The sequence below is a fragment of the Paenibacillus sp. FSL R5-0475 genome, assembly GCF_038004585.1.
In the GTDB taxonomy this organism is placed as follows: Bacteria; Bacillota; Bacilli; order Paenibacillales; family Paenibacillaceae; genus Paenibacillus_AQ.
The window spans coordinates 4,685,359-4,702,755 of sequence record NZ_JBBORK010000001.1 but is presented as its reverse complement, the minus strand read 5'-3'; the positions used below and the strand labels follow the sequence as shown (position 1 = coordinate 4,702,755).

16 protein-coding genes are annotated in these 17,397 nt (G+C 41.3%); 15 read left to right on the top strand and 1 reads right to left on the bottom strand.

Annotated elements, in window-relative coordinates; genetic code table 11:
- Positions 1–128 precede the first annotated feature (128 nt).
- The 4 genes from MKX41_RS21040 (at position 129) to MKX41_RS21025 (ending at position 5,105) form a co-directional block, all read left to right on the top strand.
- Positions 129–2,561 carry a heavy metal translocating P-type ATPase gene (locus MKX41_RS21040; RefSeq protein WP_340972916.1) on the top strand — a complete coding sequence of 811 codons (2,433 nt, stop codon included), beginning with the start codon at positions 129–131 and terminating at the stop codon, positions 2,559–2,561.
- Positions 2,562–2,593: 32 nt separating this feature from the next.
- The gene (locus tag MKX41_RS21035; RefSeq protein WP_042192007.1) at positions 2,594–3,217 is read left to right on the top strand and encodes a nitrite reductase; all 624 of its coding nucleotides are present in this window, start codon (positions 2,594–2,596) and stop codon (positions 3,215–3,217) included.
- Positions 3,218–3,455: 238 nt separating this feature from the next.
- Entirely contained in the window at positions 3,456–4,454 is a 999-nt protein-coding gene (locus tag MKX41_RS21030; RefSeq protein ID WP_042192005.1) for a globin-coupled sensor protein, read from the top strand.
- Between the two features lie 33 nt (positions 4,455–4,487).
- Positions 4,488–5,105, top strand: a complete 618-nt coding sequence (locus MKX41_RS21025; RefSeq protein WP_340972913.1) for a dihydrofolate reductase family protein — start codon at positions 4,488–4,490, stop codon at positions 5,103–5,105.
- A gap of 63 nt (positions 5,106–5,168) precedes the next feature.
- Here MKX41_RS21025 and MKX41_RS21020 read toward each other — a convergent pair whose 3' ends face one another.
- A complete protein-coding gene (locus tag MKX41_RS21020) occupies positions 5,169–5,339 on the bottom strand; it encodes a hypothetical protein (RefSeq protein ID WP_156113190.1) in 171 nt (56 codons plus the stop codon).
- A 192-nt stretch (positions 5,340–5,531) separates the two neighbouring features.
- Here MKX41_RS21020 and MKX41_RS21015 point away from each other — a divergent pair, with 192 nt between their 5' ends.
- The 11 genes from MKX41_RS21015 (at position 5,532) to arsC (ending at position 17,380) form a co-directional block, all read left to right on the top strand.
- The gene (locus MKX41_RS21015) at positions 5,532–6,341 is read left to right on the top strand and encodes a CPBP family intramembrane glutamic endopeptidase (RefSeq protein WP_340972912.1); all 810 of its coding nucleotides are present in this window, start codon (positions 5,532–5,534) and stop codon (positions 6,339–6,341) included.
- 135 nt (positions 6,342–6,476) lie between these two features.
- Positions 6,477–8,864, top strand: a complete 2,388-nt coding sequence (locus tag MKX41_RS21010) for an ATP-binding protein (RefSeq protein WP_340972911.1) — start codon at positions 6,477–6,479, stop codon at positions 8,862–8,864.
- A complete protein-coding gene (locus MKX41_RS21005) occupies positions 8,842–9,498 on the top strand; it encodes a response regulator transcription factor (protein ID WP_076285527.1) in 657 nt (218 codons plus the stop codon). Before MKX41_RS21010 ends, MKX41_RS21005 begins: the two co-directional genes overlap by 23 nt.
- A 62-nt stretch (positions 9,499–9,560) precedes the next feature.
- Complete coding sequence (locus tag MKX41_RS21000; protein ID WP_340972908.1) at positions 9,561–10,088, top strand: DinB family protein; 528 nt, start codon at positions 9,561–9,563, stop codon at positions 10,086–10,088.
- Positions 10,089–10,560: 472 nt separating this feature from the next.
- Positions 10,561–12,522 (top strand): ABC transporter ATP-binding protein/permease, encoded by a 1,962-nt coding sequence (locus tag MKX41_RS20995; RefSeq protein ID WP_339243541.1) that lies wholly within the window; start codon positions 10,561–10,563, stop codon positions 12,520–12,522.
- Positions 12,523–12,549: 27 nt separating this feature from the next.
- Positions 12,550–13,218: a response regulator transcription factor gene (locus MKX41_RS20990; protein ID WP_042191977.1), complete on the top strand. Its 669-nt coding sequence runs from the start codon at positions 12,550–12,552 to the stop codon at positions 13,216–13,218.
- Positions 13,219–14,544 (top strand): sensor histidine kinase, encoded by a 1,326-nt coding sequence (locus MKX41_RS20985; protein WP_052404427.1) that lies wholly within the window; start codon positions 13,219–13,221, stop codon positions 14,542–14,544. It abuts the gene before it with no gap.
- Between the two features lie 49 nt (positions 14,545–14,593).
- Positions 14,594–15,142 (top strand): GNAT family N-acetyltransferase, encoded by a 549-nt coding sequence (locus tag MKX41_RS20980; protein WP_340972907.1) that lies wholly within the window; start codon positions 14,594–14,596, stop codon positions 15,140–15,142.
- An 82-nt stretch (positions 15,143–15,224) separates the two neighbouring features.
- On the top strand, positions 15,225–15,551 hold the full coding sequence (locus MKX41_RS20975; RefSeq protein WP_042191975.1) for an ArsR/SmtB family transcription factor: 327 nt from the start codon (positions 15,225–15,227) through the stop codon (positions 15,549–15,551).
- 99 nt (positions 15,552–15,650) lie between these two features.
- The gene (locus tag MKX41_RS20970; RefSeq protein ID WP_340972905.1) at positions 15,651–16,940 is read left to right on the top strand and encodes an arsenic transporter; all 1,290 of its coding nucleotides are present in this window, start codon (positions 15,651–15,653) and stop codon (positions 16,938–16,940) included.
- A 20-nt stretch (positions 16,941–16,960) separates the two neighbouring features.
- The gene (arsC, locus tag MKX41_RS20965) at positions 16,961–17,380 is read left to right on the top strand and encodes an arsenate reductase (thioredoxin) (protein ID WP_339798721.1); all 420 of its coding nucleotides are present in this window, start codon (positions 16,961–16,963) and stop codon (positions 17,378–17,380) included.
- Positions 17,381–17,397: the final 17 nt, after the last annotated feature.

Below are 17,397 nucleotides of genomic sequence, written 5' to 3'. Positions count from 1 at the left end.
CCTTTTTAAGTGCTTTGGTGTATAGCTTGTCGCTTGACAAAATATAGGGTAGGGGGGTATACTAGCGTCAAGAAGATGATGATACAAACAATGGAAATCATCACAAAAGTGAAAGAGGTGTTTATATAATGACTACTGCTGCGGCGGGACAATCGCAAACTTCATTACAAATCACAGGGATGACTTGTGCTGCTTGTGCGAACCGCATTGAAAAAGGCTTGAATAAATTAGAAGGTGTAAGTGAAGCCAACGTAAACTTTGCAATGGAAAGGGCTACAGTGACTTATGATCCGAACATAGTGGACGTTAGTAAGATGGAAGCAAGTATTCAGAAGCTTGGGTACAGCACAGCTAAAGAAGCTGTAGAATTACAGCTTGTAGGTATGACATGCGCTGCTTGTGCATTGAAAATTGAGAAGACTCTGAATAAACTGCCTGGCGTAAGCACTGCCAATGTGAACTTTGCGATGGAAACAGCACATGTCGAATATAATCCCGTTGAAGTTTCTGTATCTGACATGCAGAAGCGGGTGGAGAAGCTTGGATACAAGGCTGTTCCCAAACAAGAGCAAGGTGACCCAGCGGAACAGCGACAACAAGATTTATCCAAGCAAAAACGTAAGCTGCTGATCTCCGCGATTCTATCGTTTCCACTACTGTGGGCGATGGTGAGCCACTTTTCCTTCACTTCGTGGATATGGCTGCCTGATCTTTTTATGAATCCATGGTTCCAATTGATTTTGGCAACACCAGTTCAATTTTATATTGGTAAACAATTTTACATCGGTGCTTATAAAGCACTTCGTAACGGCAGTGCGAACATGGATGTTCTAGTTTCACTTGGGACCTCAGCGGCCTTTTTTTACAGCCTTTATTTAACCATTGTTTGGGCTGTCGAAGGTGGGAGCGCGCATCATGGACCAGAAATGTATTATGAAACGAGTGCAGTATTGATTACTCTGGTTCTTATGGGAAAATTGTTTGAATCCTTGGCAAAAGGACGGACCTCGGAAGCTATTAAATCTTTGATGGGACTACAAGCCAAGACAGCTTTAGTTGTCCGCGACGGTGAAGAATTAAGCATTCCGGTAGAGGAAGTTATTACTGGTGATATAGTACTTGTTCGTCCAGGGAATAAAGTACCTGTGGATGGTGAAGTTCTGGAAGGGATCTCTTCGGTAGATGAATCCATGCTGACCGGAGAAAGCCTCCCTGTTGAAAAGAAAGCCGGAGATTCCGTCATTGGAGCGACGATTAATAAAAACGGCATGCTTCGAATCAAAGCAACAAAAGTAGGTAAAGAAACTGCTCTTGCGCAGATCATCAAAGTGGTAGAAGAAGCGCAAGGCTCGAAAGCTCCTATTCAACGGGTTGCTGACGTCATCTCCGGTATCTTTGTTCCTATCGTAGTTGGAATTGCCGTTATTGCATTTTTAGTGTGGTACTTCATCGTAACACCGGGTGATTTTGCAGGAGCTTTGGAAAAAGCAATCGCCATTCTGGTTATCGCTTGCCCTTGTGCTTTGGGTCTGGCTACGCCAACCTCCATTATGGCTGGTTCCGGACGTGCAGCTGAACTAGGAATCCTGTTCAAAGGCGGAGAGCATTTAGAGCAAACACATAAAATTGATACGATTATCTTGGATAAAACAGGCACAGTAACAAAGGGCAAACCTGAGCTTACCGATATTTTGGTCGAAGGCAACGAGACAGAATTTCTTAGACTGGTGGGTGCAGCTGAGAAAAATTCAGAACATCCACTTGCAGAAGCTATTGTCGCAGGCATCTTGGAAAGAAATATTGAATTGCCAGGGACAGAATCTTTTGAAGCTATACCGGGTTTTGGGGTCAAAGCTGTCGTGGAAGGCAAAGAGCTGTTAATTGGTACTCGGCGTCTCATGGACAAATACGGTGTAGAGGCAAGTCATGCTTATAACATCATGTCTACTTTAGAAGAATCCGGTAAAACAGCAATGCTTGTTGCTATAAATAAAGGGTACGTGGGTATGGTAGCTGTTGCGGACACCATTAAAGAAACCTCTCAGGCTGCTGTCAGTCGGTTGAAAGGAATGGGAATCCAGGTCATCATGATTACCGGAGATAACGAACGTACGGCAAAGGCGATCGCAGCTCAAGTTGGCATTGACCATGTACGCGCTGAAGTGCTTCCAGAAGGAAAAGCGGAGGAAGTGAAAAAATTACAAGCGCAAGGCAAGATAGTAGCCATGGTTGGCGATGGTATTAATGATGCTCCAGCTCTCGCAACTGCAGATATTGGGATGGCCATTGGTACCGGTACGGACGTGGCTATGGAAGCTGCGGATGTTACTTTAATGCGAGGCGATCTATCCAGTATTCCCGACGCTATCTACATGAGTCGTAAAACAATGACTAACATTAAACAAAATCTATTCTGGGCACTTGGCTACAACTCACTTGGCATTCCGATTGCAGCACTTGGTTTCTTGGCTCCGTGGGTAGCGGGTGCGGCAATGGCTCTCAGTTCGGTTTCCGTTGTTCTTAATGCACTCCGTCTGCAACGTGTGAAGATCCGTAACTAAATCACTAGAGGAATGAGGACGGAGATAAGGATATGGGAGAGATCACAAAAATCGCAGTTGCACCTCCAATTCAAGTGGGGGGAAGCCTGTTTACACCAGAGCAGCTTGCTACAATAGGAGCAATTCTAGGAACGAATGCAAAAATTGAAATGACATCTTTTAAACAGCTTTATTTGGAGGTGCCTCTTGAACAACGTGAAGTGATTGTGGAGCAACTTGAGCGTATAGGATTAGAAGTATATTCAGCGGGTTTTGTCACGAAAAGCCTGATTGCTTGTAATTTTTGTAAAGGGGCTGAGGAAGCAGGTCTGGCAGTTGCACAGAAATTAAATCAGTCCATCGCAGGGATTGAAACACCTATGCCACTGAAGATTGGTTATGCGGGCTGTGCACTCGGAACCAGCGAGCCTCTGTTGAAAGACATTAGCGTTGTGAAAATGCGTAATACCTATGAGATTTTTGTGGGTGGAGAACCAAAAGGGCTTAAGACTTCAATCGCTCAATCCCTTAGATCAGGGCTAAGTGAAGATCAACTTATTCCAGTGATTCTGTCATTGATTAACTACTATAAGGCCAACGCCAAAGGGAAAGAGAAATTCAGAAAGTTCATTGACCGGGTGACGATAGAATTGCTGCAACAAGTTGTTGCTGTGTAGGATAAGGTTTTAATTTTAAGAGGGGCTTCCTTTATAGGGGCTCCTCTTTTTAGTGTGATCTAAGAATAATGCTACGAAATGCAAAGTTTGTAAAATTAATAAACTATTTAAGTAAATAAAGTGTTAAAATTTATAAAAATAATACCTTTATTATCAAGATAAATAGATGCCATAGGGGATGGCATGGAAGATGCGATGATCATTATATAAACAGAATGAGAGGGAAGTTGACCAAATTATGATCAATCTTAGTTCAGAGCGACAACAGCAAGTTAGCTATATTGGGATTACTGAGGCTGATTTAAATGTATTGAAAAGTAAGGAGAAAGAATTCAAGCAAATCGTAAGCTCCCTTGTAGATGAATTGTATAAGCAGATGATAGAGGAACCTGAGCTACTCCACATCATTGAACAGCACAGTACGCTTGATCGATTGAAGGAAACGCAGCAGTGGTATTTTTTATCCATGGCATCGGGTGTGATTGATGAAGCATTTATTGAAAGACGACTGCTTATAGGTAAAATTCACTCGCGTATTGGTCTGACAACAAATTGGTATTTGGGCACTTACATATTATATTTGGATCTCGCTACAGCTTATTTTGAACGGATATTACCCACTGATTGGAAACCCGTCATTCATGCATTAACCAAGATGTTTAATCTGGATTCACAGTTGGTTCTGGAAGCCTACGAAGTCGATGAAAAAGCAAAAATAGAAAATTTATTAGAAAAGCAAAACCACTTGCTTACAGGTGTTAGTTCTGCGGTTCAAGAATTAGTATCCTTAATGGTTCAACTGAAAGATAGCAGTGAATCCATCGAGGAATTAGCTAGTAAGAATGCTGATTATCAAGAGAAAACACATCAAACTGTGTTATATCTTGACAAAGAGGTAGAGTCTATTCATCAAGTGGGTACAATGATTAGGGAGGTTGCTGATCATACACATCTTTTGGGCTTAAACGCAGCCATTGAAGCGGCAAGAGCAGGGGAGTACGGTAGAGGCTTTGAAGTCGTCGCGAATGAAGTACGCAAGTTAGCTCGTCGCTCTAAAGATTCAATCGGAACGATTGATGAGAAGCTGAATAATATCAACTCCACACTGTCCAAGGTGAAAAAAGAATCGGAACACAATTCCATGTATTCTAGAGATCAGGTGAAGGGCTCTCAAGAACTGGCCTCCTTCGTGAATCTGATTGAAAAAGTGACCGTCGAGTTAGAAAACTTGAAATAATCAAGCATGTCCTCATATTGCGGATCGAATGTTATGTATTCATTTCTGGTACAAGGAGCGATGAGTGTGCCTGTAGATCATCATGAACAAGATGTGGAAAATTCATCTAGAAAGATTGTGGCAGGATTATTCATGTCGCTGGATGGAGTGGTAGACTCGCTTGAAGCCTCACCTAAGAAGTGGGGGAGTAATGAAATGAATGAGACGATTGCTGCGGGTGTTGCACAGGCGGATACTGTACTGCTTGGACCACTTACTTACAAGATGTTAGCCCAGTTCTGGCAGCATCAGAGTGACGATCTACCCATGGCAAGATTCCTGAACCATTCTGACAAATATCTGATCTCCAGTAAGATTACGAAGGACATGCTCGAATGGCAACCTGCGAGCCTGATCAAGGGCAAGCTCTTCGAGGAAATAATGAAGCTAAAGCAACAGCCTGGAAAGAACATTCAGATCCCTGGTAGTCCGAAATTAGTCAGATCCCTATTACAAAATGGATTGTTAGATGAGCTTAGGCTTAATATCTGTCCCGTTGTCGTTGGCTCTGGAATGCGTCTTTTTGACGAGATCACGAATCTAGTCCCACTTCATCTTGTGGACTCAAAAACTTACAGCAACGGTGTAGTAGGCTTAACGTATCGCATATAATCTTTGAAATGAAACACTCCTTCAGAATATTCTGAGGAGTGTTTTTTTGTTTAGCAGTGCGGTTTAGACGTCGGTTTTGGAAACACCGTTTAAGCTGGGAACATAATCGGCAGCTTTATCGATGTTTACCATCTGAGCCGCTTCATTAAAGTTATTGTTATTCTGTGCATTGTTTTTCTTACTTGGTTGATGTTTGCCTGGTTCACCTTTGGGACTGGCGTTATTTTTTGGCATGACATTCACCTCCATATTCTCCCCATAGTATGAGAAGGTAGTTTGAATTTTATGCCAGACAAGGAGGTGATGGGGTGCACCCCCGCAAAAGATTTGCGGTTTTAACGGCAGTTATTTTCGGTGAAATGACCTGGCTGTCATTGTAGAATTGGATTAAATAGGAAAAATAGGCGTTTAATTATTAAAAGGTAGGTGAGAATATTGCTCTCTGACAAGAAACAATCTCTTCTATTTATTATTATTGTGTGGGCAATGGCACTTGGGATGCTGCTACTCCCAGAATCAGCACAAGGTCTGTACGGATTTACCCCGTTACTCACAGTATTTCTCATGATGTTCTTGATTGTACGAGATGGTTATCGTGCTGAGGGCTGGAGAAGGTTAGGTTTCAGATTTAGAGGAGGGAAAGAATACATATTGGCTTTGGTTATTCCCTTCATTTCACTGGGAGCGGGTTATGCTGTCTATTGGACAGGATGGGCATCAAGCTTGATCCCTCCAGATTCATGGATCAAGACGGCTATATATTTGGTCGTTTATATTGTTCTGGGTTCGCTATCTGCATTGGGGGAAGAAATAGGCTGGAGGGGCTGGCTGCTTCCGCGCTTTCAATGGATGGGAAGAGTTAGTTCCAGTATCACAATGGGTTTTATCTGGGCAATATGGCATTATCCAGCGATTCTTGGCCCACGTGCCTATCATTCTTCAGGGGACCGCTGGCTTGTGTTGACCCTGTTCACCTTATCCGTTGTATTTGCGGGAATTATTATTAATGAACTGCGTCTGACCTCTGGTAGCATATGGCCGGCAGTGCTTTTACATGGAACTAATAATGCTATAGATAGTGTGTTGCGCAATATTACTGCGAGTTCATCACCGATGCTAGAGTATGTAGCTGGAGAGAGTGGTTGGATCCCGGTAATTTTATATGGCGCTGTAGCTATTTGGATTCTGAATCGAAACCTCAGGATTAAACGGCAGCCGATCAGTTTAGCGCAATAACACTTGCGTTCGTTTATAAATGAAGGAATATCATGCATAAAAGTATATTATTCCCTATTGAATTCATTTAAAATGGTATAGGATACATGATCTGAATTACAAATATGTATAATTTTGTTCTTCCGGGGGATTCAAATGAGAGTGAAACTCCGTTATTTTTTCATATCAGGGTTACTTTGCGTTTTTGCCTTTCTTATCATTCATTTTGTGGGAATCATTCACTCCAATATCTTACTTGAAGTTGGTCTGGAGCAGAATGAACAAGGACAATATTATATCGCAGAGGTCGACGTTTCCAGTGAGGGTTATAAGCAGAATTTACGGGAAGGGGATATTTTAGTAGCGGTTAATGGAACACCTATTGAAAAAGTAGATGGACCGGTGAGATACGGAAATCTCACGCAAGTTCAATCCATTGACCTCCTCCGTATTTCTAAAGAGGGTACCCTGATCGCAGAACATTATGATATCAAGAATAAATCCTCGGTATATCATACGTTCACACAGCTTGTAGTACCTGGAGCAACCTTTGTTTTTTTGGTGGTGTTAAGTCTTCTTTTATATCGTAGAAAAAGTGGAGAACGCGCAGCTGAACTGCTAATGTTGTTCTTTTTATTGGTGGGAGTGACGTACTTCGCCGGATATGCCTCAAGCAGATCAGATCTCATCGGTAGAATTACTTTGAGTGGCTTGCTACCTCTAATCCCGCTGGTGTTTATCCACTTTGTCCAAGTATATCTGAAACGATTTAATGTTCTATTTCTTTCTGCTTTTCTAATCAAGACATACTACGGATTCGTCATTTTACTTGGTATGGTTTCAAGCTTTAGTTTAGTTATTTACTCCTGGGATAGAGCCTTATATTCCTTTATGCGTCTGATCATTATTGGACTCTTTGTTGTAGGCATCCTATACAGCATATTTCAGCTGCTCTATGTATACATCAATTACCGGAGCACAGCACTTAAATCGATGCTTAAAATTATGTTAACTGGACAGATCCTTGCGTTTACACCGTTTGTTCTTCTTTCAGCTGTGCCGATTGCGTTTGGGGTTGAATTGATTCCTTACGAAATCACTACGATTTTCTTGTTTTTAATGCCAGTTACCTATTTTTATCTGCTCACTGCTAAACAGCTATTTGATATTGATTTCGCTTTTAGTCGATTTAAATATGATCTGTTCATTGCTTTCATTCCGGCGCTAATCATTGTGGTAGTACTGGCGATCATTCAGAGTAGGCTGGAATATGATTGGATCAAATGGGTTCAGATGTTTTTGGTGGTGTATTTATCGATTACGACTTTCTTATTTTTTAAGGAGAAAATAGATCATTATTTCCGGCCTAAGCTGGTCCATGAACTTCATCATTATCAAGGGAGTTTGGAACGATTCTCTAAGCAAATCTCAAAGGTTATGAAGATATCTGATTTGGAAGCTGCACTCAACAAGGAGATCAATGAGATTATACCGGTTAATCGGTCGGCTTTTTTTGAGATAGATGAGGATGAAAATTTGCATAGTCTCGAGCCAATCGTGGATGATTCAGGCCAAGACATCTATATACAATTTGTATCACAATACCCTGTTCTTAAAGTAGGGGAGGTCATTCAACTCCAGCAAGGGATCCTACTAGTGTTAGGTCGTCATAAAAAGAGTGTTCATCTCCTATGGATCGATCATAAGAAGAATCATATCAAGATGAATATGGATGAGCTAAATTGGTTAAATACCATCGCAAACTATGCAAGCATCGTCTATGAGAATTTATATCTGATTGAAGGTCTGATTGAAGACCTTGAAGTTGAAATGAAAAAAGATCAACATGGGGCACCCTGGGTTCTGCGCCTGATTTTTAACTTGTCAGAGAATGAGCGAAGAAAGCTGGCGGCGGATTTACATGATTCTGCCCTTCAAGATCAACTTATTTGGCTTCGTAGGCTGGAAACGCTGATCTCCGATCACGAAATTTCACCGAGAATCTTACCGGAGCTGCTTCAGATTAAAGAAGGACTTCTGGATGTTATCTATCAGATTCGGGAGACTTGCAATGAACTGCGTCCTCCGCTTCTTAGGGAAGCTGGGATTGTGAAGGCGCTGGAAATTTTATTTGAGTATGCTCAGCTGCAGTCCAATTATATTATTAGCTTTACATCAAGTCCGATAGGCGAGTTAAGTGATGAACTGGTGATAGCCCTTTATCGAATTGTGCAGGAACTTCTGAGAAATGCCGGGAAGCACGCCAAGGCAAATCAGATTGAGATTGAACTGGATCAGAAAGAGCATCTCTATTTCCGTTACAAGGATGATGGAGTAGGCATGAATATCGTAGATATTAAAGAATCATTTCAGCATATGGGCTTGTCCGGCATCAAAGAACGTGTAGCGAGTCTAGAAGGGGATTGTACGTTTAACTCGGAGAAGGGTAAAGGGTTGGAGGTTATTATTTATTTACCGACAACGTCTTTTGTGGAGAAGAAAAATAGAGGAGGCGATGACGATGATACGTATCTTGTTGGTTGATGATCACCCTTCAGTTGGAGAAGGAACCAAGAATATGATTGAGCAGGATGCTGATATGGAGGTAACCTTTGTTTTGTCAGCGATGGAAGCTTTCGATATGCTGGAGCAGCAAGGATTTGATGTGATATTATGCGATCTTAATATGCCTACAATTAGTGGACTCGAATTCACCAAAAGAGCCGTTCAGCGTGATCCCGAATCTAAAGTGGTGATTTATACCGGATATGAAATCAGTGCGCATTATAACCTGTTGATGGAGTCAGGGGTTACAGGATTTATCTCTAAGACAGCTTCCAGAGAACAGTTGTTAAATACCATTCGTTGCGCACTAAGAAATGAGGCTGTCATTCCAGTTTCTTTACTAAAGCAGCTGCGCAGAAGTGATATCAAGATATCCAATAACCGGGATAATCAGTTCATTCAAGAAGTATCTATTAATCAAAAAGAACAAGAAATACTCCAAGAAGTTGCCAGTGGAAAAAGCAACAAAGACATAGCCAGCAAGCTCTTAATGTCACAAAGGACTGTGGAGTATAATCTGACGAGAATCTTCGAGAAGCTGAGTGTACATTCCAGATCCGAAGCTATCGTAGAGGGAAAACGGCTGGGACTTGTTAGAACGGAGCAATTTTGAGCTGGACAAATACATAGTCTTGTAAATTTACAATTTCGAAGATAAGAAGGAGAGAACTCATTATGATCGATATGGAACAAATATATCTAATTACGGATATCCCAGGTTATACGCCGGAAATTAGTCGTCTTTTATCCATGATGAACTATGCCAGACACACAACACTACAAGCCGTTGCAGGTTTAACAGTGGAACAATTGGACTACTTATTGAACTCAGAGAGCAACTCCATTGGAGCGTTATTATCACACTACGCTGCGGTAGAATATGCGTATCAAGTGGCTACGTTTGAGGGAAGAGATTTGTCTGAGGAAGAATTAACAATATGGGGGCCAGCGTTAAGCTTAGGAGACGAAGGGCGAGCGATGATTAAAGGGAATGATCTTAACTATTATTTAGACCGTTTAAATGAAGTAAGAGAAAGAACGTATGCATTGTTCGCAACCGTTGATGATGACTGGTTATATACAGAAGAGGAATTCTGGCATCACAAACAGGCGAACTACTATTTCATGTGGTTTCATGTATTCGAAGATGAAATTAATCACAGAGGCCAAATTAGATTGATACGAAAAAGAGCGCTAGCTTAAAGAAAGGGGAACATGAATGGAGTTATCTTAGCAGTGCTAATCTTTGATATCGTCTATTACACAGGTAAAGAAATTGGGCGAATGGACTATTATATGACTCACTAAATCCTTATAAAATGTGCCTAACAGAAAAAGGCGAATTCGACTCCATGCTGAGTGAGAATTCGCCTTTTTCTATGACTTGACCTAAAAATAAAGGGTGGAGAGTTACGAAGGGGAAATTTGGAACAGTAGGAGCGGTAGCGACCGCCTTTGTCTCCGAATTTCATCCGCTAAGCGGTACATTCAGGGAATTTGGAGACAACAGCGGCCGGAAGTCCAAAAGTTCTCCGTAGTTACCACTCCCTCCTTAAATGTATTGTCTCAAGATGAGGAGGTTCTCCAGTTCATTATCAGTTCACATAAATTTGTTAGGATAGGCAACATCAAAGGAAGAGATAAAGAGCGTGACCCAGGAGAGGAAGAGATCGGAATGAACATATTAGAGGTTAAGAATGTTAAAAAATCGTATACTTTGTATGGTAAGGAAAAGGTTCCAGTACTCCATGATGTGAATTTAAGCTTTGAGACAGGTGAATTTGTCTCCATACTCGGTGAGTCTGGTTGCGGTAAGTCCACACTAATGAATATCATTGGTGGAATGGACTCTGATTATGAAGGCGATGTCCTTGTTCGCGGGAAGAACCTAAGCAAGATGACCGAAAAGGAAATGGATGACTATCGCAAAAACAACATTGGCTTCGTATTTCAAAACTTCAATCTGATTCCACACTTATCAGTCTTGGAAAATGTTACGGTTGCGATGCAGATGACGAATACAAGCGAGAAGGAACGTAATAAGCGTGCTATAGAGATTTTGACGGAGGTAGGATTAAAGGATCATCTGAAAAAACGTCCGAATCAACTGTCCGGTGGACAGAAGCAACGGGTATCCATCGCACGCGCATTGTCGAACAATCCAGATATTATACTGGCAGATGAACCTACGGGTGCGCTGGATAAGGATACAGGTGATCAAATCTTAGTTTTGTTGGACAGCATAGCGAAAAGAGGAATCTTGGTCATTACCGTGACCCACTCGCAGAAAGTAGCTGATTACGGTAGCCGTATCGTTAAGCTTGAAGAGGGATTGGTGAAAGACGATATTCATTTGAAGGAACGTTCCATGGCTACCTATGATGGGGGAGATGGTTCGGCCCGAAATCTCAGCTTAATGGCTTCTTTCAAAATGGCCCTTCAAAATATGAAGCTTAACGCCAAACGTAATGTATTGGTAGCATTGGGGGGTTCGATAGGTATTTTAAGTGTACTCTTGATGCTTTCCTTAGGAAATGGGATCACGAGCTATATTAATAATGAAATAAATTCAAGTATGGACCCTTTACTGGTGGATATTACTAAGCCAAATCCAGAAGCCAAGGACATGAAGGGCCCAGAAGCGATGATGTTACCCGGCGTTACGTTTACAAAGGCCGATGTTGAAACGATTCGTAACCTTCCAAATGTAGATCATGTAGAGACCATAACAACCATTACAGGCAAATCTACCACGGTTTTTGGGGAACAAACGAGTAGTCTTACACAATTAACCACCTTAAACGATACGTTTGATAAAGCGACGATTAAAGCAGGGGCTTTACCGAAAGAAAATGAAGTATTATTACCAACGAAAATAGCGAGTCAATTAAGTGGAAATGACCAACCGAATGCTATGGTAGGGAAGTCTATTCATCTGTATATTAATGAAATGGATGCTCAACATAAACCGATAACATTGGAAAAAGAAATCACGGTCTCTGGTGTTTATGAAGCCACTGATCCAAGAGCGCAAATGTCACCAACAGGATATATTCCAACACAGACACTGGAGCAAATGTATACTGATAAAGGGATTACCATTGGCCCGATTCAGGTTAATGCTTTTGCAACGGATATGAAATATGTGAATGATATTAATAAAGCAGCTGTTGATGCGGGCTTCTCGGGCTCCCAAACGGCAAAAATCATGGAGCGTATCACGACTTATGTGGATATGGCTACGATCGTTCTATCTGGTATTGCAGGGATTTCGCTCATCGTATCAGGGATTATGATATTGGTTGTACTTTACATTAGTGTAGTGGAACGGACGAAAGAAATTGGGATCCTTCGTGCGATTGGAGCAAGAAAGAAAGATATCAAGCGAATATTCTTTTCCGAATCCGCATTATTGGGTATATTTAGTGGTGTCTTCGCAATAATCTTTGCAGCTATCATTAGCTTTGGTTTAAATATACTTTTGGAAAATGCTTTTGGCGTAAAGCTTATTAACTTATCTGGATCTTATATCGTATTCGGATTAGTTGTAAGTACAGGGATTAGTATTGTCGCTGGTTTGATGCCTTCATCGAAGGCTGCCAAGCTCGATCCAATGGAATCTCTGCGATACGAATAAATACAATGTTGGAAAGGAAATTGATGTATGAGCACAATTCTAGTGGTTGATGATGATTCCCATATCCGCAAATTAATACGATTATATCTTGAAAAAGATCAGTTTTCCGTAGTGGAAGCGGAAGATGGTCAAATAGCATTAGACATTCTAGCTCATACAAAAATAGATTTAGCGATTGTGGATGTGATGATGCCTCATATCGATGGTATTGAACTGACAGAAGATATTCGATCTTATATTGATATGCCGATCCTAATGGTTACAGCCAAAGGAGAGTCTAAGGATAAAGTCAGAGGATTTAATGCGGGGTCAGACGATTATTTAGTAAAGCCGTTTGATCCCATTGAATTGGTACTGCGTGTGAAATCTTTATTAAAGAGATATCATGTAACCCCTTCGAATGTTATTCAATTAGGGGGAGTAACGATTGATCTAGGGAATTTAACAGTCGCTAATGCCGATCAAATGGTTGAATTGAAAAAGAAGGAATGTGAATTGCTATTTGCTTTGGCGGGTTCGCCAAGGCAAATATTCACCCGCACTCAGCTAATAGAGAATATATGGGGAATGGATTATGAAGGCGATGAGCGGACGGTTGATGTGCATATCAAACGCTTGAGAGAACGTCTTGAACCCATCCCTCAGTTCATCATTTCTACAGTAAGAGGACTTGGTTATCGTCTGGAGCTAGCCTAGATGGTGAGAAAAAGCCTACGTCTTCGAATCGTCGTTACGTTCATTGGTATTGTTTTAGTCAGTTTAATTATTTCCTTTTTTCTTTTTATGCAGTTTTCAGAAAAAAATAATACCCCAAACCATATGTTTATTAATATTGCTAAAGATATAGCAAAGGTGACAAATCTAATAGATGATCCGGAAAAAGTAAACGCATTTGCAGATCTGCTTAATCGATTTGGTATAGATATAGCGGTTGTTAATGAGCCAAGTGAATCTGTTTTTTCTGTAGACAAGGAGAAAGTTGCTATCTTATTCAATTCCAACACAACCGATGCGGTCTTTCTATCGGGTAGGGGTGGACTTGCTATCGTAGGGGTTCCTAAGATAGATGATGGAAAAGGTGCTTTCATTATTAAGATTGATTTTTCATCGACTGTAAGAGGCTTGAGAATTACGCTTCTGTTTACACTATTAGCTGTACTAATCATCGGAAGCTTGCTTATCTTGTTCATGTCCAGGTATATTGTGAAGCCTATTAAGAAGCTAACTGTTGCAGCGAAGGAAATGGCGTCAGGCAATTTATCTGTCCGATTGACTTATCGTAATAAAGATGAATTTGGTGAACTGATGGAGAGCTTTAATCGTATGGCAAGTGAGCTGCAGAAAATGGACTCAGTTCGTGATGATTTTGTCAGCAATGTTTCTCATGAAATGCAGTCACCACTTACATCGATTAGAGGATTTACAAGAGCGCTGCAAGACGGTGTCATTCCATTAGAAGAGCAAAAAGAGCATCTGGATATTATCTATGAGGAAACCTTACGCCTATCTAGGCTTAGTGATAATCTGCTCCGATTAGCCTCACTCGATTCGGAGCACCATCCGGTTAATCCCACCACATTCCAATTAGACGAACAATTAAGAAGAACGATCGTATTAGCGGAACCACAGTGGGCACGGAAAGATATTATGATTGAATTGGATTTATTGCCTTGCGAGATCACGGTGGATAAAGATTTATTTGATCAGGTCTGGCAGAACTTAATAAATAATGCTATAAAATATACGGGGCAAGACGGTACCATTCATGTTGAAATTGAGATGAACGCGCAATTTGTGAAGGTATATATCAAAGATTCTGGTAAAGGCATTCCTGAGGAAGCACTTCCGCTTATCTTTGATCGATTTTATATGGTGGAGAAAGCGCGTAGCAGCGCTCTTAAAGGGAATGGACTTGGACTTTCCATTGTGATGAAGATTCTAAAAATACATGATTGTAATATTGATGTGGAGAGTAAAGTTGGAGAAGGAACCCAGTTTGTTGTAACGATTCCTAGAACCTAAACCACATGAATAGTTAATATGCTAAAGCTAAAGGTAAACTTTGAGGGGGATGATGATGAAAGATCTAAATCCTATCTATTTACGCGAATTGAAGCATACGGACTGGAAAGATGTTCATTCGTATTGTTCACAGGATCATGTGTGCCGTTTTCAAGCCTGGGGTCCAAATACTGCTGATCAAACTCGTTCATTTGTGAGCCAGGCACTAGATGACTCTCAAAAAGTTCCCAGAACTCGGTTCGCGCAAGCCATAGTTGCAGTAGGAACTGAAAATTTGATCGGCATGGTTGAATTAAATATTAGAAGCCATACGGACAGAAGAGGTGAAATCGGCTATATTGTCCATCCTGATGTCTGGGGACAGGGAGTCGCTACAGCAGCAGCCGGACTAATGTTGAAGTTTGGTTTTGAAGAACTGCATCTACATCGAATATACGCGACCTGTGACCCTCGAAATAGTGGATCATCCAAGGTGCTCACCAAGATTGGCATGACCTATGAAGGCAGATTAAGAGATGCTTTACTCATAAAAGATGGCTGGCGAGATTCTTTAGTGTTTAGTGTATTGGAGCAAGAATGGGATAAGGAAGTGCGCTAAAATAAAGTCTTGCTTCTAAATGTCTAGTTCATTACAATATAAGTATTCGCTTATATAAGTGTTGAAAGGAGGAGAAGTAGGGATGCAGTCACTGACGGATATTGCAGATGATTTGAAGCTCTTAGGAGATAAGACGCGACTGGCCATGCTTTCACTTTTGAAAGAACGGGAATGGTGCGTGTGTGAATTCCTTGATATTTTTGATATATCCCAGCCGGCGATTAGTCAGCATTTACGGAAATTGAAGAATCGAGGGATCGTGAAAGAAAGCAAACGAGGGCAGTGGGTGCATTATTCATTAAATGTCGAGGATAAACCACATCTTAAGGCTGTTCTTCAACAAATGCCCAGCTCAGCCGCGATATTGGCTAGTTTGAATAAGGAAGTTAAAGCACCGTGCTGCGACTAAAATATAGTTGTAGTTTTTTAAAGTGTATATAACTATATAGTTATATGGTGATATAGGATTTATTAGGATTTATTCATAGATTATAGGAGTGTTGAGAAAGTGGTCATTCTAGCCATACTTATTTTTATGGTAACTTTAATTTTTGTAATCTGGCAGCCTCGAAATTTATCGATTGGATGGTCAGCCTGCGGCGGAGCGATCATTGCTTTACTAGCTGGGGTAGTTAGTTTTAATGATGTTCTGGATGTAACACAAATGGTTTGGAATGCGACGTTGGCGTTTGTTGCAATCATCTTAATTTCCTTAATTTTAGACAGTATTGGATTTTTTGAATGGGCTGCGTTACATATGGCGCGAGCAGCACGGGGGAACGGAACACGAATGTTTGTCTATGTCATTGTTCTTGGTGCGTTGGTTTCTGCCTTTTTTGCAAATGATGGAGCGGCGCTAATACTTACCCCTATTGTACTTGCTATGGTTAGAGCGCTGAATTTTGATGAGAAAAAAGTATTTCCATTCATTATTGCTAGCGGCTTTATTGCGGACACCACCTCATTGCCGCTTGTGGTTAGCAATCTTGTGAATATCGTATCGGCTGACTTTTTTGGAATTACCTTTATGGAGTATGCGGGGAAAATGATTGTACCTACGCTATTCTCATTGATAGCGAGTATCGTGGTGCTTTATTTCTTTTTTCGCAAAAGTATACCGAAGCGATTTAATGATTCCGAACTAAAAGATCCGCAAGAGGCTATTAAAGATAAGAAGATGTTCCGTCTATCATGGATTGTACTGGCTATTCTTTTAATAGGGTATTTCGTTAGTGGATTCTTGAAGATTCCGGTATCAGTGGTTGTGGGAATCATTGCAATTTTGTTCATGCTCCTCGCGAGAAGAAGCCCTTCCGTCAAGGTGAAAGAAGTACTTACAGGAGCACCTTGGGCGATTGTGTTCTTCTCCATTGGAATGTATGTCGTGGTATATGGACTTCGGAATGCGGGTCTAACTGATCTACTCGCTAAGGCGATAGGAATGATTGCTGATCAGGGTCTATTTGCTGCAACTATGGGTATGGGGTTCATTGCTGCATTGATCTCATCATTGATGAATAATCTGCCTACTGTAATGATTGACGCACTCGCAATTGATGCAACGCATACAATCGGAGTTATTAAAGAGGCATTAATATATGCGAATGTTATAGGTTCAGACTTAGGGCCTAAAATCACCCCGATTGGCTCACTAGCAACGCTGCTGTGGCTCCATGTGCTTTCGGCCAAAGGTGTGAAGATATCCTGGGGAACGTATTTTAAGACGGGCATTATATTAACTATCCCAACGTTGTTTATTACACTTTTAGGTCTTTATCTGTGGTTGTTGATTACTTAATTTGAAAAGGGGAAGATCAGATGGACAAGAAAACGATTTATTTTTTATGTACAGGAAACTCTTGCCGGAGTCAGATGGCTGAGGGCTGGGCGAAGCAATATTTAGGGGGAGAATGGAACGTGTACAGCGCTGGAATTGAAGCCCATGGTCTAAATCCAAAAGCTGTACAAGCTATGAGCGAAGTAGGCATAGATATCACTGGACAGACCTCGGATATGATTGATTCTAATCTGCTGAATAATGCTGATTTAGTCATTACGTTATGTGGGGACGCTGCGGATAAATGTCCAATGACGCCTCCGAAGGTCAAACGGGAACACTGGGGCTTCGATGATCCGGCAAAAGCGCAAGGGACCGATGAAGAGAAGTGGGCAGTGTTCCAGCGTGTGCGTGACCAGATTGAGGAAAGAATCAAACGATTTGCGGAGACCGGCGAATAGTTACCAGGTGAAGCATC

Coding starts and splice junctions, on each gene's coding strand:
- MKX41_RS20995 (WP_339243541.1), top strand. CDS start 10,561: ATGAACATATTAGAGGTTAAGAATGTTAAAAAATCGTATACTTTGTAT.
- MKX41_RS20980 (WP_340972907.1), top strand. CDS start 14,594: ATGATGATGAAAGATCTAAATCCTATCTATTTACGCGAATTGAAGCAT.
- MKX41_RS21035 (WP_042192007.1), top strand. CDS start 2,594: ATGGGAGAGATCACAAAAATCGCAGTTGCACCTCCAATTCAAGTGGGG.
- MKX41_RS21000 (WP_340972908.1), top strand. CDS start 9,561: ATGATCGATATGGAACAAATATATCTAATTACGGATATCCCAGGTTAT.
- MKX41_RS21005 (WP_076285527.1), top strand. CDS start 8,842: ATGATACGTATCTTGTTGGTTGATGATCACCCTTCAGTTGGAGAAGGA.
- MKX41_RS20985 (WP_052404427.1), top strand. CDS start 13,219: ATGGTGAGAAAAAGCCTACGTCTTCGAATCGTCGTTACGTTCATTGGT.
- MKX41_RS20975 (WP_042191975.1), top strand. CDS start 15,225: ATGCAGTCACTGACGGATATTGCAGATGATTTGAAGCTCTTAGGAGAT.
- MKX41_RS20990 (WP_042191977.1), top strand. CDS start 12,550: ATGAGCACAATTCTAGTGGTTGATGATGATTCCCATATCCGCAAATTA.
- MKX41_RS21020 (WP_156113190.1), bottom strand. CDS start 5,339: ATGCCAAAAAATAACGCCAGTCCCAAAGGTGAACCAGGCAAACATCAA.
- arsC (WP_339798721.1), top strand. CDS start 16,961: ATGGACAAGAAAACGATTTATTTTTTATGTACAGGAAACTCTTGCCGG.
- MKX41_RS21025 (WP_340972913.1), top strand. CDS start 4,488: ATGTATTCATTTCTGGTACAAGGAGCGATGAGTGTGCCTGTAGATCAT.
- MKX41_RS21040 (WP_340972916.1), top strand. CDS start 129: ATGACTACTGCTGCGGCGGGACAATCGCAAACTTCATTACAAATCACA.
- MKX41_RS21010 (WP_340972911.1), top strand. CDS start 6,477: ATGAGAGTGAAACTCCGTTATTTTTTCATATCAGGGTTACTTTGCGTT.
- MKX41_RS21030 (WP_042192005.1), top strand. CDS start 3,456: ATGATCAATCTTAGTTCAGAGCGACAACAGCAAGTTAGCTATATTGGG.